Source organism: Cytobacillus sp. FSL W7-1323 (assembly GCF_038595015.1).
Taxonomy (GTDB): domain Bacteria; phylum Bacillota; class Bacilli; order Bacillales; family Cytobacillaceae; genus Cytobacillus; species Cytobacillus kochii.
Window position 1 is genome coordinate 1,237,478 of sequence record NZ_CP151998.1, and the last position, 24,479, is coordinate 1,261,956.

General features: G+C 35.4%; 26 protein-coding genes. 16 read left to right on the forward strand and 10 right to left on the reverse strand.

Annotation, left to right across the window (positions count from 1 at the left end; all coding sequences use genetic code 11):
- Positions 1-35 precede the first annotated feature (35 nt).
- Positions 36-1,559 (reverse strand): FAD-dependent oxidoreductase, encoded by a 1,524-nt coding sequence (locus tag MKX67_RS06425; RefSeq protein ID WP_095370117.1) that lies wholly within the window; start codon positions 1,557-1,559, stop codon positions 36-38.
- A 176-nt stretch (positions 1,560-1,735) separates the two neighbouring features.
- Between MKX67_RS06425 and MKX67_RS06430 the strand changes: the two genes are divergently transcribed.
- Together MKX67_RS06430 and rraA are read left to right on the forward strand one after the other, a co-directional pair.
- Positions 1,736-2,878, forward strand: a complete 1,143-nt coding sequence (locus MKX67_RS06430) for a PLP-dependent aspartate aminotransferase family protein (RefSeq protein ID WP_322910030.1) — start codon at positions 1,736-1,738, stop codon at positions 2,876-2,878.
- A gap of 309 nt (positions 2,879-3,187) precedes the next feature.
- Positions 3,188-3,667, forward strand: a complete 480-nt coding sequence (gene rraA / locus MKX67_RS06435) for a ribonuclease E activity regulator RraA (protein ID WP_095370115.1) — start codon at positions 3,188-3,190, stop codon at positions 3,665-3,667.
- A gap of 627 nt (positions 3,668-4,294) precedes the next feature.
- Here the strand turns inward: rraA and MKX67_RS06440 are convergent.
- Positions 4,295-5,209: a VanW family protein gene (locus tag MKX67_RS06440; protein WP_322910031.1), complete on the reverse strand. Its 915-nt coding sequence runs from the start codon at positions 5,207-5,209 to the stop codon at positions 4,295-4,297.
- Positions 5,210-5,374: 165 nt separating this feature from the next.
- On the opposite strand from MKX67_RS06440, the gene MKX67_RS06445 reads away from it, so the two are divergent.
- The 9 genes from MKX67_RS06445 to MKX67_RS06485 all read left to right on the forward strand — a co-directional run bounded on the left by MKX67_RS06445 (position 5,375) and on the right by MKX67_RS06485 (position 14,099).
- The gene (locus tag MKX67_RS06445; RefSeq protein WP_307317545.1) at positions 5,375-5,713 is read left to right on the forward strand and encodes a flagellar basal body rod protein; all 339 of its coding nucleotides are present in this window, start codon (positions 5,375-5,377) and stop codon (positions 5,711-5,713) included.
- A 26-nt stretch (positions 5,714-5,739) separates the two neighbouring features.
- Positions 5,740-6,384, forward strand: a complete 645-nt coding sequence (locus tag MKX67_RS06450; protein WP_095370113.1) for a PspA/IM30 family protein — start codon at positions 5,740-5,742, stop codon at positions 6,382-6,384.
- Between the two features lie 99 nt (positions 6,385-6,483).
- Positions 6,484-7,215: a cell wall-active antibiotics response protein LiaF gene (liaF, locus tag MKX67_RS06455; protein ID WP_095370112.1), complete on the forward strand. Its 732-nt coding sequence runs from the start codon at positions 6,484-6,486 to the stop codon at positions 7,213-7,215.
- On the forward strand, positions 7,212-8,255 hold the full coding sequence (locus tag MKX67_RS06460) for a sensor histidine kinase (RefSeq protein ID WP_095370111.1): 1,044 nt from the start codon (positions 7,212-7,214) through the stop codon (positions 8,253-8,255). Before liaF ends, MKX67_RS06460 begins: the two co-directional genes overlap by 4 nt.
- Positions 8,252-8,887, forward strand: a complete 636-nt coding sequence (locus MKX67_RS06465; protein ID WP_095370110.1) for a response regulator transcription factor — start codon at positions 8,252-8,254, stop codon at positions 8,885-8,887. The genes MKX67_RS06460 and MKX67_RS06465 overlap by 4 nt, the downstream gene beginning before the upstream one ends.
- A 425-nt stretch (positions 8,888-9,312) precedes the next feature.
- Entirely contained in the window at positions 9,313-9,483 is a 171-nt protein-coding gene (locus tag MKX67_RS06470) for an RAxF-45 family protein (protein WP_307317536.1), read from the forward strand.
- Positions 9,484-9,687: 204 nt separating this feature from the next.
- On the forward strand, positions 9,688-11,574 hold the full coding sequence (abc-f, locus tag MKX67_RS06475) for an ABC-F type ribosomal protection protein (RefSeq protein ID WP_342489051.1): 1,887 nt from the start codon (positions 9,688-9,690) through the stop codon (positions 11,572-11,574).
- Positions 11,575-12,160: 586 nt separating this feature from the next.
- On the forward strand, positions 12,161-13,486 hold the full coding sequence (locus tag MKX67_RS06480; protein ID WP_095370108.1) for an oligosaccharide flippase family protein: 1,326 nt from the start codon (positions 12,161-12,163) through the stop codon (positions 13,484-13,486).
- 97 nt (positions 13,487-13,583) lie between these two features.
- Positions 13,584-14,099 (forward strand): RNA polymerase sigma factor, encoded by a 516-nt coding sequence (locus tag MKX67_RS06485; protein WP_095370107.1) that lies wholly within the window; start codon positions 13,584-13,586, stop codon positions 14,097-14,099.
- Between the two features lie 20 nt (positions 14,100-14,119).
- Here MKX67_RS06485 and MKX67_RS06490 read toward each other — a convergent pair whose 3' ends face one another.
- The gene (locus tag MKX67_RS06490; RefSeq protein WP_095370106.1) at positions 14,120-14,377 is read right to left on the reverse strand and encodes a hypothetical protein; all 258 of its coding nucleotides are present in this window, start codon (positions 14,375-14,377) and stop codon (positions 14,120-14,122) included.
- Positions 14,378-14,509: 132 nt separating this feature from the next.
- Here MKX67_RS06490 and MKX67_RS06495 point away from each other — a divergent pair, with 132 nt between their 5' ends.
- The 3 genes from MKX67_RS06495 (at position 14,510) to MKX67_RS06505 (ending at position 16,690) form a co-directional block, all read left to right on the forward strand.
- Positions 14,510-15,424 (forward strand): magnesium transporter CorA family protein, encoded by a 915-nt coding sequence (locus tag MKX67_RS06495; RefSeq protein ID WP_342489052.1) that lies wholly within the window; start codon positions 14,510-14,512, stop codon positions 15,422-15,424.
- 61 nt (positions 15,425-15,485) lie between these two features.
- Positions 15,486-16,004 carry an acyl-CoA thioesterase gene (locus MKX67_RS06500; RefSeq protein ID WP_095370104.1) on the forward strand — a complete coding sequence of 173 codons (519 nt, stop codon included), beginning with the start codon at positions 15,486-15,488 and terminating at the stop codon, positions 16,002-16,004.
- A gap of 353 nt (positions 16,005-16,357) precedes the next feature.
- Entirely contained in the window at positions 16,358-16,690 is a 333-nt protein-coding gene (locus tag MKX67_RS06505; protein WP_095370103.1) for an SCP2 sterol-binding domain-containing protein, read from the forward strand.
- Positions 16,691-16,736: 46 nt separating this feature from the next.
- On the opposite strand, the gene MKX67_RS06510 is transcribed toward MKX67_RS06505, so the two are convergent.
- Positions 16,737-17,237 carry a GNAT family N-acetyltransferase gene (locus MKX67_RS06510; protein WP_095370102.1) on the reverse strand — a complete coding sequence of 167 codons (501 nt, stop codon included), beginning with the start codon at positions 17,235-17,237 and terminating at the stop codon, positions 16,737-16,739.
- 102 nt (positions 17,238-17,339) lie between these two features.
- Between MKX67_RS06510 and cls the strand changes: the two genes are divergently transcribed.
- Together cls and MKX67_RS06520 are read left to right on the forward strand one after the other, a co-directional pair.
- Positions 17,340-18,860, forward strand: a complete 1,521-nt coding sequence (cls, locus tag MKX67_RS06515) for a cardiolipin synthase (protein ID WP_095370101.1) — start codon at positions 17,340-17,342, stop codon at positions 18,858-18,860.
- 297 nt (positions 18,861-19,157) lie between these two features.
- A complete protein-coding gene (locus MKX67_RS06520) occupies positions 19,158-19,442 on the forward strand; it encodes a hypothetical protein (protein ID WP_095370100.1) in 285 nt (94 codons plus the stop codon).
- A gap of 112 nt (positions 19,443-19,554) precedes the next feature.
- Here MKX67_RS06520 and tatC read toward each other — a convergent pair whose 3' ends face one another.
- The 6 genes from tatC to mscL all read right to left on the reverse strand — a co-directional run bounded on the left by tatC (position 19,555) and on the right by mscL (position 24,362).
- A complete protein-coding gene (gene tatC / locus MKX67_RS06525; protein ID WP_342489055.1) occupies positions 19,555-20,280 on the reverse strand; it encodes a twin-arginine translocase subunit TatC in 726 nt (241 codons plus the stop codon).
- Between the two features lie 22 nt (positions 20,281-20,302).
- Positions 20,303-20,509, reverse strand: a complete 207-nt coding sequence (gene tatA / locus MKX67_RS06530; RefSeq protein WP_095370098.1) for a twin-arginine translocase TatA/TatE family subunit — start codon at positions 20,507-20,509, stop codon at positions 20,303-20,305.
- Positions 20,510-20,534: 25 nt separating this feature from the next.
- On the reverse strand, positions 20,535-22,244 hold the full coding sequence (locus MKX67_RS06535; RefSeq protein WP_095370097.1) for a GMC family oxidoreductase: 1,710 nt from the start codon (positions 22,242-22,244) through the stop codon (positions 20,535-20,537).
- Positions 22,245-22,268: 24 nt separating this feature from the next.
- Positions 22,269-23,018 (reverse strand): gluconate 2-dehydrogenase subunit 3 family protein, encoded by a 750-nt coding sequence (locus MKX67_RS06540; protein ID WP_095370096.1) that lies wholly within the window; start codon positions 23,016-23,018, stop codon positions 22,269-22,271.
- Positions 23,019-23,153: 135 nt separating this feature from the next.
- Positions 23,154-23,789 (reverse strand): Bax inhibitor-1 family protein, encoded by a 636-nt coding sequence (locus tag MKX67_RS06545; protein WP_342489056.1) that lies wholly within the window; start codon positions 23,787-23,789, stop codon positions 23,154-23,156.
- Between the two features lie 144 nt (positions 23,790-23,933).
- On the reverse strand, positions 23,934-24,362 hold the full coding sequence (gene mscL / locus MKX67_RS06550) for a large conductance mechanosensitive channel protein MscL (RefSeq protein WP_095370094.1): 429 nt from the start codon (positions 24,360-24,362) through the stop codon (positions 23,934-23,936).
- Between the last annotated feature and the right edge of the window lie 117 nt (positions 24,363-24,479).

Here is a 24,479-nt window from a genome sequence, read left to right on the forward strand (position 1 = left end):
TAGCTTACCTTACCTTACCTTTATGGTCATATGCGTTAATCCATCTTTTCCAAAGGTTCAGTTGCTGGACCTTCAATGACCTCGCCATCATATGAAAAACGGGATCCATGACATGGACAATCCCAAGTGCGATCGCCGGCATTCCATTCTGTTTCACAACCTAGATGAGTACAAGTTGTGTCAACAATATGAAGTTGGCCATCATCATCGCGGTAACAGCCTCGGCGTTTTCCATCCACTTTCACCAGGCCGCCTTCATTATTTGCTAGATCCTCAGGGTGCTTAAATTCTGGCTCGAGTTTCCCTTTTATTAATTGTCCTGCAACATCTGCATTATAAGTGATAAAGTTTTTAATACTAGGGTTCGCATGAAATCTCGATGGGTTAAAAAGTTCCTGATAAGGTGTATGCTGTTCAGTTATCAAATCTTTTAACAAAATTCCGGCAGCTGTACCGTTTGTCATACCCCATTTGCGATAACCAGTAGCCACGAAGATATTATTTTCATTAGATGTGATAGGACCAATATAAGGTATTTTATCTAATGAAGTTAAATCTTGTGCAGACCAGCGAAAGGTGATTGGCTTTTCCCCGAAGACCTCATTAGAGAAAGCCTGTAATGTCTCGTAATGTTGATAAGTGTTAATGCCTTTTCCTGTTTTATGACCCTCTCCGCCAATAAGAATAAGTTTCTTACCAGTCTCCTCTGAAGTTGTAGCACGGATCGAACGGACAGGGTTATTGGCACAATAGTACATGTTTCCTTCAAAATCGTCGTCACTTTCGATAGCAATTACATAGGACCGTTCAGGTAAAAGCCTGGAGAAATATAAACCTTTCCATTTTAAAAATGGGCTATGGGATGCCATAACAACATAGTTACATAAAATACGATGCCCTTTATTTGTTATGACAACAGGTTGTTTACCTTCCTCGATATCAACGACCGTTGTTTGTTCATAAACAGTACCTCCTAAGTCGATGAAACGCTTAAGTAAGCCTTCTAAATATTTAACCGGATGAAATTGTGCTTGATTGTTCATTTCAAGCACACCTGTAGTTGGAATGGAGAATGGGATACTCTCTTTTAATTGCCCTATAATCCCCAATCTTTTATAGGCGTCATATTCAAAAGTTAATTTTTCACTGTATTGATCATTGGTTGCATAGATAAAAGAGCTTTCATTACTAAAATCGCAATTTATATTTGCTGCTTCTTTTTCAATCATTTTTATTGCATCAGCTTGGGCTTCATAATACAGTCTTGCTTGCTCTATGCCGAAATGTTCAATCAACTCGTCATATATTAAACCATGCTGTGCAGTCACTTTTGCAGTTGTATGGCCAGTCGTTCCTGCTAAAACTTCCCCGGCGTCTAATAAAATCACTTTCAACCCTTCTTTAGCCAATAAGTAAGCTGAAGTAATCCCTGTTATACCAGAGCCAATGATAACTACATCTGTTTTAGTGTTACCGTCCAATGATTGATATTGGAGTTGTTTTGCTTCCAACCAGTACGATTGAGGGTATTTCGGCATATTATTTTTTTCATTATTCATACAATCACCTCTAAAATATATATCTCCGTTTAATATAGCCTTATGGATGTTTCTTATACTTCTTTCCTCAATTGACGTAAAAAAGTACAGTGAGCTATAATGATAGAATTAAGAAATTTATGAAAATAAAACAAGGTGATTTATACTTTTAGTGTATAAAAAGGAGATTCAATAGGATGAAATTTGAGACGGCATTATTACATGGAGATAAAAAAGAAAAGCGCACAATTCAAAGTAAAGCAACACCGATTTATCAAACATCTGCATTTACTTTTAAAAGTTTAGAAGAACTAGAGGGTTTTTATAGTGGAAACGGCAACTACTTGTATACGAGATCAGGCAATCCAAACACTGATGAGTTAGGAGAAGTTGTCGCAAGATTAGAAGGTGCAGCAGCAGGAGTTGCAGCTGCATCAGGTTTAGGTGCCATTATGGTAGGAATATTAGCAGTGGCTAAAAATGGTGATCATATTATTGCTACTGATGATGTGTATGGAGGAAGTTTTCATCTTATTGTGGAAGAGCTCACGCAATTCGGTATTGACGTAACAATTGTTCCTTTTAGCGATATGACGCAAGTCGAGGCGGCAATCAAAGATAACACGAAGCTTTTATATACAGAATCAATTACTAATCCTTTATTAAGAGTAGAAGATCTTAAAGCTGTTGTATCATTGGCGAAAAAATACAATCTGAAGACATTGATTGATAATACATTTGCTTCACCGTTTCATTGTCAGCCGATTGAGCTTGGGGTAGACATGGTTGTTCATAGTGCGACCAAATATATTGGTGGGCATAGTGATGTCACTGCTGGTGTCATTGTTGGTAGTACTGAGTTAATCGAACTGGCTGCAGCAAAAGTCGTAAATCTTGGCGTGAACTTAAGTCCTTTTGAAGCATGGTTAACAGTAAGGGGAGCAAAGACATTAGCATTAAGGATGAAGGAACAATCTTATCATGCGAAAAAAGTAGCAGAAGCTTTACTTATTCATGAAGGAGTGGAGAGAGTTTATTATCCCTTCGAACAAAATGGAGCATATGGATACGGGGCAATGGTCACGATCGAACTGAAACAACAAGCTGATGTATCAACTTTTTTCCGTTCACTAGGGTGGATAAAAATTGTTCCTACTTTAGCTGGTGTTGAATCTTCTGTTTCACATCCAATTACAACTTCGCATCGTGCGGTACCAGAAGAAACTTGTGAGGCGTTAGGCATTAATGAGCATTTGATTAGAATCTCCATTGGTATTGAACATTACGAAGATATTATTTCACAGCTTTCCATGGCTATTGAAAAAGCAATGAATAAGTAAAAAGAAAGGCTGTGACGGTGGTGGTCACAGCCTTAAAATATTTAATTTAAGAGGTCATCTATCTCTTCTTTTTTTTCATCTATTTGGGTAGAATCTTTTGAATGAAGCGCGTACCTTAATGTGTAAACAAAAACGCCAGCAGCCAAACCAACGATGAGTAAATAAGCGCTTGTTGCTATCCATAAATAAGCGATAATGATCCACCCCTTTCATTACACTTATATGCAAGTCATCACTTTTTCTTTCCATTAGACAAAGGAAACTTTTCATCGGATGACGAAATTAATTAGTAGAGTGAGGAGGGATATCATGTCTTTTAAAACAGCAGATTTATGTGACGACCATCATGAATATGTAAAGGTAAATCAAGAAGTATTATATTCATACGGTAAGAAAAAGAGATTCCATGGTAAGGTTTCAACAGTTAAGGTTTTTGAAGATAATGTACTTGTACTTGAAGCACTGGAAAGTATCCCAGAAGGTCATGTGCTTGTTGTTGATGGTGGCGGGTCAAGGAGATGTGCACTTATGGGCGATCGATTAGCAAAAATTGCAGAAACGCGCGGATTGGCGGGTGTCATTATATATGGTTGTGTGCGAGATACAGCAGATATAGCATCAATGGATATTGGTGTATTAGCAATTGGTAGTAGTCCATTAAAAAGTAGAAAAGCTGGCAAAGGAGATAGGGATACGATCGTGACATTTGGGGGGCTTGATTGGTTGCCAGACGAATATGTATACGCTGATGAAGATGGTGTCATTGTTTCAGAAAAGCCATTGTTATAAAAGGGAATAATAAAAATAATCCTTGGTCTTGCCCCTTTCAAGTAGTCAACATAAAAAAACAAATCAAAGAACGCGTGTCGATAATATTCAATAGGCACGCGTTTCTTTATCTCCTTTTGTAATCGTAATAGTAAATGTAATCCTCGGGTAGTTTGTCTCCTGCCTCCCAATTACTTATATACAGCTATGCGGTTTTTTTAGGGTGAGGTGAAAAGAGTGATTCTATACAGCCTTCCTTTGCGTGAGTGGCTGCTCTTAATTTTGTAAATCCCCCTAATCGGCAGCTGAATAGCTTTAAGTTATATTCAAAGCCTTGATTTGAACGAAGAACAGCTAATGTAAGTTAAATCATTTCTGTTGGATAGCTTTCGAATGATGAGTGGTATGTTCATTGCCGTCATTAATCTGTGTAATTAAGCACCCACATTCATTTAAATCGGCAGGGGACGGCTGTTTTAGGTTTCTTTGGCATAGAAAAAATCCTCCAAGTAGTATTCTAATCTTCATGGAATCATGAAGGTTTTTTATCTACTTGAAGGGGACATGAACATTCGTTATTTAAGAATTTAGGCTGTCACTTTTAATCCCCAGAGGGTATAAAATAAGGTCGGATAATAATTCTCCGTTTTAAGTATCTCCGTTTGCACGTATTTCTTTTGGTAATATCTTTGAAGCGTTGGGAACATGGCGTGGTGAAGTCTCAATTTCGTCTGAAGATTTGATTACAACAATCATTTGACCACCATAAACGTGTGCGCTTATAAGTAAAGGAAACTCATAAGGGTTTGTAAAGGTAAAGTCTGGTCCATACCAACTTACTGTTGCGTCTCTTCCTTTTGGTACATAAGGGACTCTTTTGCTATGGGAGAATCTCTCGCCAATTTCAACACCGGCACGATCGACGGCATTAAATAGTGTAGAAGAGACCTGGCATATCCCGCCACCAATATCTTCAGATAGTTCCCCTCTTACAATTACGGGCGCACGTAGGTATCCTTTATCCTTCGTTCTTCTCCCAACAACCTCATTAAAAGAAAATGTTTCTTCAGGAAAAATGACATAATTATTAATAGCCTCAGTAGCTAATGAAATATTATGAGAGCGATTTTGATTATTGCTATTAAAGTAAGTGACATACTGTCCAATTGTTTTCACATTGATTTGACTGATTAAGTCTTTATCCACTCTTGCTGGTACAGATATAAGAGGAAGCTGGATAGTTGAGACTCCTTTGGAGAAATAATAACGAAAAAATTGATTCTTGAATTCTTTACGGTATAAACGCTTTCCTTCAATTTCTGAGATAATCATATTTCCTTTAATATAGGCGTCTTTAGGGGCAATAAATGTTTTTTTATCGAGATCTTCCATAAATGTCTCGAATTTTTTCATTTCAATAAATGGCAAATTGGACTGTGGAATAGCAAAGTCCTCTCTCTGTATTTGTGTAATTACTTTATCTTCTTTTTTAATTGTGAATATGGAATCATCATTGATAGGTGAAATCATTAACAAAAATGAAAGCAACCAAGAATGAGACATTGTCACACCTCCCAATTGTAGTATGAACTTAAATTAGTTTTACATGTATAGAATAAAATGGACTCAGCTCTCGTTCAGACTTAAGTCTTAGAGCAAAATCAAGCTGTGGCACGTTATGTACGATCTTATAAATAGGTAAGATAAATAGTGAAAGGAGGATGAGAAATGAAAAAATTTCTTTTAATCATAGCAGGTGGAATTGCGGCAATAGTTGTATTGGCGAATTTAGGTTCACTTATCGCATTAGCGATTACAGCTGCATTACTTTATTTAGTATTTAAACAATTTATCAAAACAGATGGTTGGGAAAAAGTAGCTTGGGGTACTGTAGGTGTCGTTTTACTATTGTTCTCTATCAGTAATATCCCAGCAATTTTAGCTGTTCTAGCTCTTTATGTCATTTACCTGATTTATAAAAATTGGAATAAAGAAAAGCCAAAAACAAGACAAAGTGATGATCCATTTGTGAACTTTGAGAAGCAATGGTCCGATCTTCATAAATAAGCTTTGAAACAATAGGAGGAGACAATATGGTAAATCTATTAACAAGAATTAAAAACACGATTGTAACAGATATCAATGAGGTGCTCGACAAAAAGGAAAGTAAAAATCCAATAGCGTTATTAAATCAGTATTTGAGGCAAAGTGAGCAAGAAACAGAAAAAGTGAAAAAATATATCGAAAGACAATTTAAGCTGAGAGAAGAATTTCGTAAAGAACTTGCCCATGCCATGGATATGGCTACTAAAAGAAAAGGACAGGCGGAAGTTGCTGAACGAGCGGGTGAAGAGGAGCTAGCAACATTTGCGAAGACAGAAGCACAGTACTTTTCTGAAAGAGCAGATAAATTACAAACGATGGTGGCAGAAGCATCAGAGGAGCTTGGAAAGTTAGAAAGACAGTATGAAGAAATGAAGCATAAACTAAAGGATATGCAAATTCGCCGGATGCAATTAATGGGGAGAGAAAATGTAACCCGTGCCCAAGTAAAAATGAATAAAGTATTAGGAGAAGAACACTCCCACCAAACTGCTTATGATAAGTTTAATGATATGGAGAAATATATTTCAGAGTTAGAACAAAAAGTGCAAAATCAATACTTCCATAATCATATTGATAAAAAAATTGCTGATTTAGAATTGAAAATGAAAAAGGATGATTCCTTGCAGTCATAAAAACATGGTATGCTAAAGATAATTGACCGAGAAACAAGCATTGAAAGGCGTAAGGCCGACTTGCGCCTTTTTAAACAACATGATTAGGAGGGATGTCACATGTTTGAAAAATGGAATGAGGACTATAAAATGTGGATATTCATTGCCTTGGCAATGATTATTTTAGAAATGTTCTTTTTTAATCATGGGCTGATCTTCTCAATTATCATTGAAATTGGTATGATCTATATTGGTCGTAAATGGATGCCGAAGACTAGGGGCAAGGTCCTTTTTTGGCTAGGGATTTTACTTTTTGCGATTACTATTTTTAATATGATGGCATTCAAGTTGTTAATCCTTGCACTTATTGTTCATTTTGGTTATCAATTTTACTTAACGAAAAAGAAACCAAAGAAGGTTCAGCCTAGAGCAGAACAGCGGAAAGCAGATGAGCGAAAAGAGGCTGTGGTTCAGAAGAAGAACTTATTAACGAATAAAATCAGTGGGCATCAAAATACTTCTGAAGAGGTATATGAATGGGGAGATATAAATATCCAATGTGGCTTAGGGGATACTGAAATTGATTTGAGCTATACGGTATTACCTAATCAAGAGAATATCATATTTATCAAAAACCTTATTGGAAATGTACGCATATATATTCCTTATGATGTAGAGGTGTCAATCAATCATTCTGTTATTGTTGGCTCTAGCCAAATTTTCGATTTGGTAGAGAAAAGAGCTTTTAACCGCAATTATATTTTTGAGACGGAAAATTATAACCAAACTGAACAAAAGGTGAAAATCGTCACCTCTTTAATTGTGGGTGATATAGAGGTGAAGCGCTCATGAATATGGCTCAACGTCAGATCTTATATGGAGTGCTTCTTTCATTACTATTACTTATCAGCATGATGTTGTCGTTTTATTTTGTTTTCCCTATTCGCCTGATTGATTTCTGGCATTTTAAAGTAGTTGATATTCCCTTTGCATTGTTTGCACCAATGATAAGCATCTTATTAGGTGTTTTTTATGGGTTATTATCTGGTTATAGATGGCAGAAGCAACTGAAAGAGATGGAAGGCTGGCTTCATGAGGTAGAAGAAGGAAGAGTACTCACGGTTAATCATGAGGAAGTAAGTGCTGATGTTCAAAACATATATCAAAGAATGATTAAAATACAGAAGCAAATATCAGAACAGGCAAAGTATACGCAACGGCTCGCAAATGAAAAAGCGAAAGATATTGATAATCGTATGCAAGAAATTATATATGAAGAAAGAAATCGTTTGGCAAGAGAATTACACGATTCAGTCAGTCAACAGTTATTTGCTGCATCTATGTTAATGTCAGCGATTATGGAACAAACAGAGGAAAAATCGGCCAATGAGGTTAAGCAATTGCAGTTAGTAGAAGGGATGATTCACCAATCCCAGCTAGAAATGCGTGCTTTATTGCTTCACCTACGCCCTGTTGCCTTAAAAGGAAAAAAGCTAATAGAAGGTATCGAGGAACTGCTGCTTGAGTTAAAACAAAAAGTCACAATGAATATCAAATGGAGAGCAGAGGACTTTTATTTAGATAAAGGGATTGAGGATCACCTTTTTCGCATTCTACAAGAATCTGTTTCCAATACTTTGCGTCATGCAAAAGCAGACACCTTAGATGTATTACTTATTCAACGTGACGGATTTGCTATTCTACGTATTATTGATGATGGCATCGGTTTTAATGTAGATAAGGCAAAAGCAGGTTCATACGGTATTCAAAATATGTATGAAAGAGCACTAGAGATTGGTGGTACATTAAAAATGATCAGCCTTCCTAATAAAGGAACAAGATTAGAAGTAAAAGTACCAATTATTGAAGGTGGAGGGGGCGATGAAAAATGATACGCGTATTATTTGTAGATGACCATGAGATGGTGAGGATTGGTGTGACCGCTTATTTATCAGCTCAACCTGATATAGAAGTAATTGGCGAGGCGGATAACGGTAAACAAGCGATCGAGCTGGCAATGGAATTACGACCTGATATTATTCTAATGGATCTAGTGATGAAAGAAATGGATGGGATTGAAGCGACAAAGCAAATTGTTGAGCAATGGCCAGAAGCAAAAATAATAATTGTAACGAGCTTCTTAGATGATGAAAAGGTTTATCCAGCACTTGAGGCAGGAGCTACTAGCTATATGTTAAAAACATCAAAAGCAAGTGAAATTGCTCACGCGATTCGCAGAACACAACAAGGAGAATCTGTTTTAGAACCTGAGGTCACTGGAAAAATGATGTTAAAGATGAGAGGAAAAAAAGAACAACCTCTCCATGAAGAATTAACCAGTAGAGAAATGGAAATTCTACTTCATATGACGCAAGGAAAAACTAATCAAGAGATTGCTGATGAACTATACATTGCTTTAAAAACGGTTAAAACACATGTAAGTAATATCTTAAGTAAACTTGATGTCCAAGATCGCACTCAAGCCGTAATCTATGCATTTAAGAATCATATAGTGAAAGAATAGTTTAGAGAGAGTTTTGTGATGAAGCTCTCTTTTTTTGGTCTTAACCTGATTGGTGTAGAGATGCATTTATCTTAACTCTAAGTCAAATGTTGATGTCCTTTTAGTCAATTAATAAAGGGAAAGGGATATTGAGCTAGCTTTTGCACTGCTATTTACTGGGGATTTTTAATAGGATAGTTAACTTAGAAAATTTTACTCAGAATAAACGAGCAAGGGTACTTAACCAAGCCTACATTCATAACAGTGAGTAGATTATCATGATATTTATAAATTTGAAAGTAGCCAATGTAGATGGGTATATTAGCCTTTTCCCACAGCACAGAAAATCAAAAAATCGATAAAATATATGTTTGAAAATGATTGTTATTTTAGAATATTTCATTTAAACTAGTAGTAACTGAATGGAAAAAGGAGGTGTAGAAGAGATGAGAGGAACTGTTTTAACGCGTGGAAAATGGCTTGAACATTTAACTATTTTCTGTGCAATTTTTGGCGCAATGACTGCTAACGGGATACGTCTGTCCTTTTATAACAATTGCATAGCTAAAATAAGCAGTGAAACATCTCTTTACACCCGTCAAAGAGCACAATCATAATACTGAATATTTTCTTGTATGGATACAGGTGAGTATTTATATTTAAATGAGAAAAGGGTCACAGGAGAAGTTTATTCTCTGTGGCCCTTCTTTTCATTTAATCAAATTTCTGTCTAGCTCATGTTGCTTACGGTGGTAGGAAAAAATGAGCTTTAACGCTGACAAGTGACGAAATGAGCTATTCTTAATATGGAGGAAAATGAAATGATAACGAGCGGACAAAATATAACGAAATTGTACGGTGGTGATACAGTCTTCACTAATATTAGTTTTGACATACGGAACCACTCGCGAGTAGGTATTGTTGGGAGAAATGGTAGTGGAAAGTCTACGTTATTAAAAATCATGGCTGGGGTAGAACAACCTGACCAAGGTCAAATACATTGGCGTAAACATATTGTGATTGGCTATTTACATCAAATACCAGAATATAATGAATCAGTTATTGCTTTGGATGTAGTGGAGGAAGCCTTTTCTAATTTACTTGGGGTAAAAAGAAAACTAACAGATATGGAACAAAAATTAGCTCAATCACACACCTCGAATGGGGTTGAACAACTACTCAATGAATATGGGAAGTTACAAGATTATTTTATGAATGACGGCGGCTATGAAATAGAAGGAAAAATAAAAGTAGTCATTAATGGACTTGGTATAGAAACATTAATGGAGAAAAAGTTTCAAATGCTTAGTGGTGGAGAGAAAACAAAAGTTTGCTTAGCCAAAGAGCTACTTAAGAAACCAGATTTATTATTATTGGATGAACCGACAAATCATCTTGATCTCCAAGCTGTTGATTGGTTAACAAGTTTTATTAAAGATTATGAGGGGACAATTGTTATGGTTTCACATGATCGGTACTTTCTCGATCAAACTGTGAAGATGATTATGGATTTAGAAGATGAAGAATTAACGAATTATCATACCAATTATTCTGATTATGTAAAAGAAAAGGAAAGTCGACTATTACAGGAATTTCAAAAGTATGAAGATCAACAGAAGAAAATAAAAAAGATGAAAGAATCGATAAAAAGGTTAAGAGAGTGGGCAAATCAAGCCAACCCACCTAATGCCGGGCTCCATAAAAAAGCAAGTAGTATGGAAAAGGCACTAAATCGGATGGAAAAGATAAAAAAACCCGTTTCTCATCGCAAACTACATTTGCATTTGGCAGCAGAAGAGAGAAGTGGGAAAGACACGTTAGTTATAGAAAATATGACAAAGTCTTTTAGTGGAGAGATTGTGTTAGAAAGTATTGACATGCATTTACGTTTTCAAGATCGTGCAGTGCTTGTTGGAGAAAACGGCAGCGGTAAAACTACATTAATAAAATTAATTTTACAACGTTTACTTCCAGATGAAGGAGAAGTGCGAGTAGGTAGTAATTGTAAAATTGGCTACTTAGCTCAACAAATATTTACAGAGAGAGAAAACCAAGAAAAAACCGTACTACAATTGTTCAGGGAAATACATGCTGTAGCGGAGGGAGAAGCGAGAGGGATTCTCGCATATTTTCTTTTCTATGGTTATGCCGTTCATAAGAAGGTGAAACAGTTAAGTGGTGGTGAGCGCATGCGACTGCGTTTAGCACAACTCATGTATCAAAATGTGAATTTTCTTATCCTTGATGAACCAACAAATCATCTCGATATTGAATCGAGAGAAGTACTTGAACAGGCACTGCAGGAATTTCAAGGAACCATTTTAGCTGTTTCTCATGATCGTTATTTCATCGAGCTATTATTCAACCAAACGTATATATTGAATCAGAGAAGGCTTTCCTATTTTAATGGTTCATTCACATATGCATGGGAAAAGTGGTGCAACCAAATTCAACAGTTGGCACCTCCAATTAAGGGAGCGATAAAAAAGGTTGAAAGGGAAAGTACAGTAAAACAAAATATTCATCAAACAGATGATATAGAAGAGGAATTGGAAAAGCTAGAAGAAAGATTACAGATAATAGAAAGAAAGATGATGACTGGTGAAGCCTTGAGCATGTTGCAAGACTTACAATATGAGAAGGAACAATGTCAAATAGAACTGGATTACTTATATAAGAAGTGGTCAGCATCTTTATTGGAAGAATAGATAGAAAGGTCGGTACTATCTGTGCCAGTTATACATGGGTAGCATGCAAGCTGAAGATTGGAAATCAGACTGACTATACCTGTGTATATGGATAAAAATCAGCAAAAAGTGTTGACGTAAGAAACATCGCCACACATCCATTGTCCATTTATGGTGTGTAGGCAGTTGATGGATTAGCAAACAGAATATCACATTAAAAAGGGTTGTCCAAAAAGTCACTTCTTCGACTTTTGAGCAACCCTTTTACTCTTTTCAAAGCCTTCGTATAGGACAAAGATACTAAAAATGAAGTGTTCAATTTACAGAATTATCCATGAGGTTTCTTACCCTTTTTCTTCATTAATATTTGATGAAAGACAAAAACATCCCTTCTCTAGCAAATGCAAGTGAACCGCCCCTGCAGTGGCTATATCGACTTTATCTACCATTCATTGTTCCATATGTATGTCCCTTTTTTAGGTTAGAAAAAAACAAAAATAGAGTGAAGTGATCAGCAAACAAATATTCAACTAGGTTAATAATTTTAAGGGTTGTCTCATAGGATAGAAGAGATTATTTATTTGTGGGAACAAAAAGGAGAGGCGAAATGAACAAGTTCTTCAAGGGATTGCTTTTATTAATTCTAGCGGCTTTTGCAGGTGAATGTATTGAATTTCTGATTAATATGGTGCTTGCTAGGCAGTTAGGTGAACATGGTTTAGGGCTTTATATGTCTATTCTTCCAACCATTTTTTTGATTGTTTTATTAGCTAGTTTTGAAATGCCTGTTTCCATCTCTAAATTTATTGCAGAAAAGGATAGAAAATATCACTATAGTATGCTCAATCATGTGATTAGAATGACGGTTATCTTTTCACTTATATTAATCCCGTTAGCATCAGCGATTCTCCCATTTATTACTGTTTTTGATGATTATCATCCACTATTAAGGTGGATGGCTATTATTCTCATACCGATTATTTCATTTTCTTCTATTGCTAGAGGTTATTTTATGGGCAACGAACAAATGGGGAAGATTGCTTCTGCCAATTTTTTGAGAAAATTCATTCAGCTTTCATTGCTGGTATTACTTTTTCATTTGTTTCGCTTTGAAACGGAAACGGCAGTTTTTATAGCTGTTTGTACATTTGTTGGCAGTGAAATAGCGATTTTTGCTTACTTCATTCATTTATTTGTCATCCAGTATCAAAGGATGAAGAAATTGCCGTTTGAGCCGATGTCTGGTATGAGTGTGTGGAAAAACTTGATGGGGGTGTCTATCCCTACAACAGGTCTACGGATATTTCATGCTTTAACCCATGCGATCCAACCATTTTTAATAAAAGCAGCATTGCTAAAGTCTGGAATCAGTACGGATATTGCCACTGAACATTTTGGGATGGTTGCAGGTGTAGCAATGACAATTGGAATGTTTCCCGCTTTTATTGCTCATTCCTTTATGGTTATGCTCATTCCTACTGTTTCAAGAGCATATGCTGAAGAGAAGCATAATTACTTACGGCGGTTACTTCAACAAGTATTTTTTATCACCTTCTTGTATGGCGTTCCTTCTGTTACCATTTTTTATTTCTTTGCCGAACCTTTAACTAGTACATTTTTCCATTCGATAGAAGCAAGTATATATGTGCAATTACTGTGGCCATTCTTTCTGTTACACTTTTTTATTTTCCCTATGCAAGCATTTCTTATCGGTTTGGGGCTTATGAAAGATGCCTTTTATCATGCTGTGTGGTCAACACTTATATCTTTTGTTGCGATGTATGTATTTGGTTCGATGGAAAGTCTGCAAATGCATGGCGTAATTTTAGGCATAAATATGGGAGCCATTTTATTAATGTTCATGCATTACATGACGATATGTAAGAAGATTGGTGTTACTTGGTTTCTTACAAAACAAACAAGTTTTTCTTAAAAAAATAAAAAACACTGTAGGGGAAGAAGATCTATCATTCGTCTATTAGGGTAAGAAAAGAAATAAAGGAGGAAAGGGTAATAGACCCAGATGAAGTATGGAAGCAACAATTAACTACACATTCGAAAATTATGTGAGCGAGTATGCTCAATCATTATACAGATACATTTATTCTTTAATTAAACATCCCCAAAGAGCGGAGGATTTACTCCAAGAAGCCTTAATTTCAGCTTATTTAGCTTTCCCTTCCTTGAAAGAAGAAACAAATATTAAAAATTGGCTATATAAAATTGCATTAAACAAATGTAGGGATCAATGGAGAAAACAACAAAGTGAACGACAATTTTTAGAAGAGAGGCTACCTGCTCTATATGAGGAAGCCAAATCTCCAGGGGCCGATGAATTGTTTGTTAAAAAAAGTAATCGAGAAGAAGTAGAGAGGATTATCTTTTGTCTACCTGAAAAATATAAAGAACCACTATATCTTTATTACTTCGAACAAATGTCATTAAAGGAAATAAGTGAAGCAACAAAGCTACCTCTCTCGACAATTAAGACAAGGTTGAGGAGGGGGAAGGCAAAACTTCACCCAATGATTGTAGAAGAAAAATAACCTAAGGAGAAATCCCTAGGTTATTTTTCTTCTTGTTGATTATTATAATAATTAACGGAAGTCATAGCACCTTCACTGACCATTTCATTATCGCGGGTGTCTTGTGGATCGGGATGTCCGGCTTTCATTTCATATTGATTCTCACTATTAGTTGGAAGATAACTTTTCATTTTATGTGTGAGTGTCTGTAACTTTTCACGATTTTCCTTCTTAGCAAGTAATAGTAAACTTGTTACGCCAACTCCTGCAATAATAAAGTTCTTTGGACGAGATTTCATATTAACTCCTCCTTCATTTTATGGAAAGTTTATTTCTTGCATGTATTATAATTACCCGTTTTATTTATATATAAACATATGGTTTTGTTATGTTCATTTTCAGGGAATGTTAAAGTAGGAGGGTGAGAATGAATGGATACAAAAGAGATGAATAATTGGCGATGGCTTAATTTTTTTGAACCAGAAGCAAACAAACATCTAGAATTCCCTTTTTATAAAGAAGAGATAGAAATGTGGATTGAGCATATTTCCTCGCAAGAATCAAATCATCTCCATTTGCGTTCAACGGAAGGGAAAAGCTACATTTGTGGATCGCTCATTTATGAACAAAAGCTTAATCAACAAAATGAATATAAACTTCTCCATTATTTTCTAACAGAACATGTATTGATAACGAGTGAATTTGAACAGGATAGTCATAGTAATGATGATATGATGGAAGCTGAAAATGCAGTTGCTGGTTTCTCTATTCTTTTAGCTGAGATATTAAAGAATAGTATTAAAAGAATTGATGATTTTGAGCTGAAATTAAACGATTTACTTTGGGAAATCAAACAAAAGAACAGTATTGATCGATTAGAAGAAATTTTTCAGTTAAGGCATGAAGTGTTAGTTTGGAAAAACTTTATGATTCCAATTATAGAATTATCGTTTGGTTTGGAAGAAGCATTTTCAAGAGAAATTGTTGAGACAAAGCATTATAAAAATATGAGAAAAAGATTAGAGAGAGGAAGTATGTTAACGAAAGAGTATATTGAAGAAATTGATCATCTTGTACATTTTGAAGAAATGGTATCCTCCCATAGGGGAAATGAAGTCATAAAAACTTTAACAGTTATTACGACACTATTTACACCAATTAGTGCATGGGGAGCTCTTTGGGGTATGAATTTCACATTTATGCCGGAATTAGATGAGAAATGGGGTTACGCAGGTGCATTAATCGTTATTATTCTATCTACTGTAGCTGTTTATATGTTGCTGGTGAAAAAAGGATGGACAGGGGACACACTCAGGCCAAAAAAGAAGAATTCATTTTTTAAATAACGGTAATGAGGTATGATATATAAAGGTATCCTTTGATACTTTTATGAAGGGAGAAAATAGTGTGAGTGAATCAAAGTTTTGTAAAGAATCATATGTTGTAAAAACAAGTATTGTTCAACCACCAGATACAAATGGACATGGGACGCTGTTTGGTGGGAAGTTAATGGCTTATATAGATGATATTGCTGGGATTGCAGCTATGAGGCATTCAAGAAAAGCGGTTGTAACAGCGTCAACTGATTCAGTTGATTTTTTACATCCTATTTACGCTGGTAATGCGGTTTGTTTAGAAGCATTTGTTACATATACAGGCAGGTCCTCAATGGAGATATTTGTAAAGGTTATTTCAGAAGATCTCTTAACAGGAGATAGAAATATTTGTGCACTATCTTTCCTTACAATGGTAGCACTTGGTGAAGATGGGAAACCAGCACCGATTCCTAAAATTGTACCAGTGACTGACGAAGAAATGAGTTTATATGAAAGTGCAAAAGAAAGAGCGGAACATAGAAAGCGTAGAAGGAAGGATAGCGAAAAAAGGGCACAAAGCTTTGGAACAGAACTACCGTGGAGAGAATAGATTCCTTTCTTTAGTGTAATAACACGGGTTATATGAATGAGTACTAAAAATAGCTTGCCAATTGGCGAGTTATTTTTTATTTGAAAAGAACTTCCTCATGTAAAATAAGAAAAATGAATAATTATTCATTTTAGGCAGGAAGATTCATTTACCACATAGAATATTAATAAAGTTACTGCGATGAAATGAAAGATTTCGAGGACAATTAGATACTGAAATCATTACCGCTATACTGTAATCCTATTGAAAAATCATGTGAATTTTAGAGTAACGAATTTCTTTCTATTTTATGTTTGCATTTCCATGTCCTTGCTACAGCTTAAGGTATTTTATTGATAAAAGGGAGGCTTAACATGTCTGTATTACTTGAACTTGAAGAAATGACGGATAAAATGAATAATCAACCAGAGTATATTGTAAATGAAAAAAATAGAGTGTTTCAAGTGGATTTAAAAGAAAGTGGCCCCATTCAAATTGTTTTATGCGATGGAAAGGTAAGTGTAATTGAAGGGGAAGCTGACGATCCTGCGGTTAAATTAAGAATGAGTGATAGTCACTTTTCTAGTCTATTAAAAGGTGATTTAAACACGACGGTAGCGTTTATGACAGGTGGTTTAAAGGTTGAAGGTAATGTTGGGTTAGCATTGAAGCTTCAGGAAATATTAAAAAAATATCAATCTTTATAAGAGGTAATGTTTAAGGCAGGCGTTCAAGTAAACACCTGCCTCAAACTCATTTTAATTGTAAGACCATATGAATTTCATCATAATAATGTCCGACCACTTTTAAAGCACGAGGTTCATGAGCATATGAGCGAAATCCTAGTTTTTTGTATAATTTTATTGCAGGTTGATTATCAGCCATGACAGTTAAATGTAATTGTTCAATAGTCGTACTACCTTGTGCTTTTTCTATGACCGTGTTCATTAATTGTTTTGCCATCCCAAGCCCTCTAAATTCCTCTCGTACAAATAAACCAACGATATGTGCTTTATGGCGCATTTTTAATTTACTTTCATATAACAAAGTGATGATGCCGCCTAATTTACCTTCATGAAAAGCACCGTAAGTGATTGCTTGACTAGAGAGCAATTTCTTTTCGATATCTAGTATTGATTGCTGTACTTCTTCTTCAAAACTAGAGGCAAAACTTTCTGGATGTTCTTTAAGTCCAATGAGACGTATTTGTTTGAAACTTTCGGCATGTTCTTTATGTAAAGGTATGACTTTCATTTTATTCTCCTCAACGTTTATAAAAATTATGATAGAGCTCGTTTCTTTAAATGAAAATTAGGGTACTAATAATAACAGCAACTTACGGGATGGGGCATGGTAATGAAAGGTAGAAGAAGAGTAGAGTTTTTATTTGTATTCATTCTGATGGTTACATTATATATCGGACTTTTTATGGCAACAAGTATAATGACTACGATAATGTGCCTTGTATTTTATAGTTTGGCAATATTAGTGATATGCTATTCCATTATGCTGGAAGATCGAACCCCACAGCATACATTATTATGGATGTATGTAATCGTATTCTTTCCGGTGTTTGGATATTTATTTTATTTATTTTCAGGGCAATTATATATGAAAGGGTATTTATTTAAAAGTAAACGTAGCAGAGATAGAGATGAATGGAAACGCTTAATGCATAGAGAAGAAGAACAAGACATATCATTCCTCCAAGATGGCCAGCTTCGATTTGCGGAATTTGCTAATCATTCATCATTAACTCCGATAAGTACGAAGTCTAAAGCAACCATTTTAAAAAACGGTGATGAAACTTTTTTTGAAATTAAGAGAAGGCTGTTACAGGCAAAAAAATTCATTCATATGGAATATTACATTTTTCGTTCTGATCGCTTAGGAAAAGAAATAATGAAGATATTGATGGATAAAGCCAAGCAAGGAGTAGAGGTGTTATTTATTTACGATGCAGCTGGGAGCTTAACACTGCATGCGGAAGATATCAACCAGATGTTAGATGCTGGCATCCGAGTAAAACCATTCTCGCCTTTAAAGTATGGTTTTTTTAATCAGAAATTTAATTTTAGAAATCACCGTAAGATTATCATCATTGATGGAGAAATCGGCTTTACGGGTGGATTGAATGTTGGAAATGAATATTTGGGTGAAGATAAGCAAATTGGATTTTGGCGAGATACCCATCTTTTATTAAAGGGTGAAGCTGTCTATATACTACACACGATATTTTTATTAGATTGGGAATATGTTGCTAATGAAGAGGTGTTGGATAAATATCGTAATGATAGGAAGCCTATACATAAAAAAGATGATGTGGTAGACGGAGCGCTTCAGGTCGTTGCCAGTGGACCAGATACGCAACAGGGTATTATGGGGGATTTTTATTATTCGATGATTTCGTCTGCTGATTATTCCATTTGGATTGCTACCCCTTACTTTGTACCAGATGAAGCCATTCGTACGGCATTAAGAGTAGCTGCGGCAAAAGGGATTGAAGTGAGAATTCTCGTCCCTGAAATCAATGATAGTTTTTTTACGCAATATGCTAGCCGTTCTTATTTTTCTGAACTTCTTCGCTATGGAGTAGAGATCTATTCATATAAAAAAGGTTTTCTTCATCAAAAAATAATTATTATTGATGGGAATTTAGCCAGTATTGGTACTGCTAATATGGATATGAGAAGTTTCCATTTGAACTTCGAGGTGAATGTTTTTCTTTACGGGACAAGTTCTATTAGAGATTTAGTTGCTCATTATGAAGATGATATGAAAGATAGTTTTAAAATAAGTCCGGTACAGTTTTACAAAAGAGGATTATTAGAAAGAACAAAAGAGTCATTTGCGAGATTATTTTCTGGTGTACTTTAATTCGGAACATTGTTTTGAACTGTTCGTAATCATATGAAAGAATCGGAAGCTGGTTCTTAAATGCAAAAAGAAGAGCAACCATTCTTTCTTTGCTTTTGATATTAAGTTTAACTGGCTAGAATACAGTTAAGATTTATTTGAGAAGTTACATAGGGGAGTAGGTATCAGCTCGAATTGAAACAATAAATAGTAACATTTTTAACGTTGCTAAAATGGTTTCTTTACTTTTAAGCAAATTATTATCGTTTTCACTAACAATCCAATAGAATGGAGATATTAAATATTGGGGGTTCGCCATTGGAACTTATAGCTAGTCTTACTTATATAAAAGTTGTGCGTAAAATTGATTGGAATGTCCAAAAGTATGAGGAAATAGAAAGTGAAATCAAACTTTTCGATGAGAAAATTATATGGAGTGAAGACGAAATAGATATCCAAGCTGTTTTTGATATTTCATTTAGAGAATCGAAAAAAAAGCTAGGTACATTGTATTTACATACTAATCGTGGTGTATATCCTTTTTATATGAAAGATGTACCTAAGCATTTTATAGAGCAATATCGAAATCTAATTAAAAAATAACTAAGATTGGATTCCTCTTCATACAATCCTTGTTCCTTATTAGAGATTATTCCTTCATTTACCTATTTTAAAAATGTCCACGAGAATACTAACGTTTTCACTTATCAATAAACTACCCTTTATTTAACTCTGCGTCCATGACCAATCGTTTTCTATAGCTAATCTTTGAAAGAAACAGTCCAAGTTCATATAGTCCAATTAATGGAAAGAGTACGAGTATTTGTGAGAAAAAGTCTGGTGGCGTAATGAGTGCAGAAACGACAGCAAGCACCACATATGCGTATTTTCTTACTGACTTTAGCATTTCAGGGGATACGACCCCGATATTTGTGAGAAAAACTAGTAATAATGGAACTTCAAATAGAAATCCAAACGGAATAGTAGAAATCAATAAAAATGAGAAATATTCTCGAGCAGTAATCATCATAGAAAAATTACTTTCGCCAAGGTGCATGAGAAAGCCATAAATGGTTGGGAATACAATGAATAAACCAAATGATAAGCCAATGGCGAAACTACAAATAATTCCTGGAATGAACATGATCGAGATTTTTGCTTCTTTATCATTCAATGCAGGTCTAATAAATAGCCATGCTTGAAACGCAATGAAGGGAAGGGAAATGCCGAGGCTAATGCTACCGGCAATCCCTGTGTATAGTCTAATTACATCTAATGGCCCTAGCATGACGAGATCATAGTCATTAGCTAGAATGGGAATAAGGTGGTTAATAAACACTAAGCAAAGGATAAAACAAAAGGTAAAGAAGACAATCGATCGAATGAGCACTTTTCTTAATTCAGTTAAATGCTCCACTAGTGTTTGGTCATTATTCTCCATCTTTACGCCTCCATCACAGATGTTATTTAGATTCCTCTTCATTTTTAGCAGCCACTGTTAATGTTTCCTTGTCGCTATCGTCCATAATTTCTCTTGTCGATCTTTTAAATTCAGCTAATGTTTTTCCGAAAGCTGAGCCAATTTCAGGTAGTTTTTTTGGTCCAAATATAATCAAGGTGATGACAAGGATAATGATTAAACCTGGTATTCCGATATTTGTTAAACCCATTACAAATCAACCCCTTTCCTACTAATTAGGCGAGCATGCCACCTTCTTTGCTATATTTGAGGATACCTTCTGCTGCTCTGAATGCGAGTGCACCGACAGTTGCCGTTGGGTTATAGCCCCCATTATGTGCAAAAGCAGAGGCACCTACAACAAATACATTCTCAGCATCCCACATTTGCAGATAATTATTAACAGCAGATGTTTCCGGTTCAGCGCCCATAATAACACCACCTGTATTATGAGTTGTTTGATATGGCACAATATCATAACTTTCAAGATTCGAACGTTCATTTACTTTATCTGCGCCCATTTCAAGCATAATTTGATCTGCAATTTTGCCGATATAGTTATAAAGCTCTTTATCTTGTTTTGTAAAGTCGTAAGTTAAGCGAAGCAATGGTAAACCATAAGCGTCTTTGTACGTCGGATCAAGGTCCATAAAGTTATGTTGTACAGGCATGGAAGCCCCTTGTGTTCCAATATTGAGTGATCTTGTAAAATACTTGATAGATTGTGCTTTAAACTCAGCTCCCCAGTTTGGTGTACCAGATGGAACGGTATTTGAGCCAATCGGTCGTTTACCTGATTGATTAATGGAGATAGAGCCACCATGGATAAAGTTTAGATCTGAGTGATCGAAGTTATCACCATTATAATCATCAATTGTTGCACCTAATGCTCCTGCCCCCATAAAAGTGTTAAAGCGTTCTTCTTCAAAAAAGCCTGTAGAGCCAGGGAGAATCTGATAACAATAGTTCTTACCAATCACACCAGTCCCGTTTTCCGGGTTATAGGCTTTGCCTATTTTTGAATGTAGAAGTAGTTTCGTATTATTCATGACATAGCTCGTAAGAACGACTGTATCAGCCGGTTGAATGAATTCTTCTTTCGTTAATACATCTACGAATTTCACACCTGTTGCTTTTCCACCTTCATGTATGATTTCAGTTACATTAGCAAAATTGCGTATATCTACATTGCCTGTTTCCATAGCATAAGGAATGACGGCAACAGTTGGGTCTGCCTTTGCACCGTATTCGCAACCAAAACGTTCACAAAATGCGCAATATTGACAGTTAGCAATCTTTGCACCGTACATGTTCTCATATGGTTCACTTAAATTAGCTGAAGGCATATGGTATGGATGCATACCTAATGAGGTTGTTGCATCTTTAAACCGTTTGGTTAATGGTGTCTCTTTCATCGGTGGTGTTGGATATGGATTGGATCGTTCCGGTCCAAAATGAGCCTCTTCACCACTAATACCAGCGACCTTCTCATATTTATCAAAATATGGTTCCAATTCGTCGTATGTAATGCCCCAATCCTGAATTTGTAATCCTTTGATTTTACTTTCACCATATTTTTCAATTGTTTTTGATCGTATTTCAAAATCATAAGGCAAAAAACGGAAGGATTGGCCGTTCCAATGAACACCAGAACCACCAGAACCCTCACCTAATAGGAAAGAACCAAGTTGACGCATGGGAAGGGCCCTTTCCTTTTGGTTATTACGGAAAGTTAAACTTTCCTTTGATAAATCTTGCATTAATTCATAACGAATAGCATAACGAAGCTCATCGTGTACGACATAATAATCTTTCAAGCCTCTTTCTTTACCTCGTTCTAATCCAACAACCTTTAATCCTTCCTTACCAAGCTCGGCAGCAATAATGCTACCAGCCCAGCCCATACCGACGATGACGACATCGGTTTTAGGTAATTTTTCAGCCATTGTATTTCCTCCTATTCAATCCACTTATTTTGTATAAGAATGTAGGGCTTGTGGTTCAATTTCCATAAATTCATCTGATTCAATTTTGTCGTAATAACTCATTTGATGCCCAGGATAGTTTTTCATTTTCCAGCCTTCCATATTAATATTTCCTCCATATGCAGGGTCAGCATATACACCTTCAATCGTGGCTGCTCTGAGAATATTAAAAAAGGTTTTGGATGTTACTCCTTTGAGCTCAACCTCATCATTTTGGAAGGAAGTTAAGATAGCATCTTGTTGTTCGCCTTCCAAGTCAGGGAAATTCTTATCGTGTTTTTCATTAGCCACTTTTTGCAGTGCCTTTATCCCGGTATCAAATACTTCATGTCTCTTAAGAGGGGATTGATAACCTTGGAAGTTAGAGCCTGGAAAGAATGGTCCTTGCATATATTCACGAGCATTGTTCCCCCAAGAACCAGCGAGCGAGTGATCTATATAATAGGCAACGCCTAATTCATCAGCTCCTGGACCGTTATCATCACTTGGGAAAATTCTTTCAGAAGCAGCGACTAAAACGGCAAACATTTCAGGGTTTGTAAAATAAAGAGGTGCTTGTAGATAGCTGGTTCCTTGATGTTCCCCTTGTGTATTTGTACCTTCTTGCTCATCATTCATATTGGCACCAATGAGCCCACCGATAATTCCTCCACCGACAAGTCCACCTGCTACGTATCCAGAGTTTCTAATAAAGCGTCTTCTTGACATTTTCTTTTCAGAGTGTTGTTCTGCCATTGGAAAAAAAACCTCCTTTTTTCGTATTATGTTTATAAAGTGTTCCGATTATCCAGATTTATTCATTTTTGGGCATAAAAAAAACGACAGAAAGTAATCTGTCATTGTCGTTCTTCGTTTTTATAATGTTACTTGTTATTTTCTATCTTTCAGTAAACCAATTAGTCTAAGTAAGTTTAAGAAGAGATTAATAAAATCTAAATACAAATTCAAAGTGTAAGTAGGGATTTGACTTTTTTTAATACCGTATTTTTTCAAACGGTTAAAGTCATATAGAATATAGCCACTGAATATGAGAACACCTATAAATGAATATGTGAGTAGTGAAGTGTCATCTAATGGCCAAAAGATTCGTATGATAGCAATAATGATAAAGGCAAGTAATGCAATTGATAATATACCGCCTAAAAAACTAAAATCTTTCTTTGTAATAGTGGCATAGCTCGCAATAAAAATAAAAATGATAGTTGTTGCTATGAGCGTCATTAGTATCGTTTGCATACCTATTGAAGACACATATTGATGTAGAATTGGATAAATAGACAAGCCAGATATAAAGGTAAATAAGAATAAGAAAAAGTAGGAAATCCCCTTTTTTCGTCTAAGAAAAAAAGCGATGATTAACATAATTACTTCAATTATCTTGATCGGTAGAAAATACTGGCTTGGAACAACTGTACCAAGAAAGACCCCAATAGTGGCAATAGCAAGAGAAATCATAAAAATAATAATAACACGACGAAAATATTGTTTTTGAATAGATGATGGCATTGGACCACTTCTTTCTATATAAGATTAGCTGTGTGAATAGATGCATGAGCATTTATGTGGCAAATAGGAAAAAGAACAAATGATATGATGAGATGTCTATCATTTGTTCTTTTTGCCACTCATATAAATATTCCTAGATTTTATTTAGGACTCATGATTTTGTTTTTTTGTTATATCAAGTGAGTTCTGCTCTTGTTTTTGCAACAAGTCACGAATTTCGATTAGTAATTCTTCTTTTGCATCTTTTTCTGGCGGTTCAGGCGTACTCTCTTCTTCTTTCTTCCTAATTCTTTTATTCATAAATTGGACAAAAAGAAAAATGGAAAAAGCGACAATCAAAAAGTCGAAAACGGTTTGAATAAATTGTCCATATAGTATAACAGATTCCCCAAATGGAGGGGAATAAGAGAGTTTTGTGAAATCGACTCCACCGATAAAGATTCCAAGAATAGGCATAATCAGATCATTCACTAGAGAAGTAACAATTTTTCCAAAAGCTGCCCCTATAATGACCCCGATTGCCAGGTCTAACACATTTCCTTTCATAGCAAATTTCTTAAATTCTTGTAACATAGCAAAAAATCCCTCCAAATCAAAAAGTAGTTCTTATGTTGAATTCTTTAAGAAACATTGTATATAAATATTTAAACATAGTAAACGGGAGAAATCAGGACATTAAGTTTACTTTAC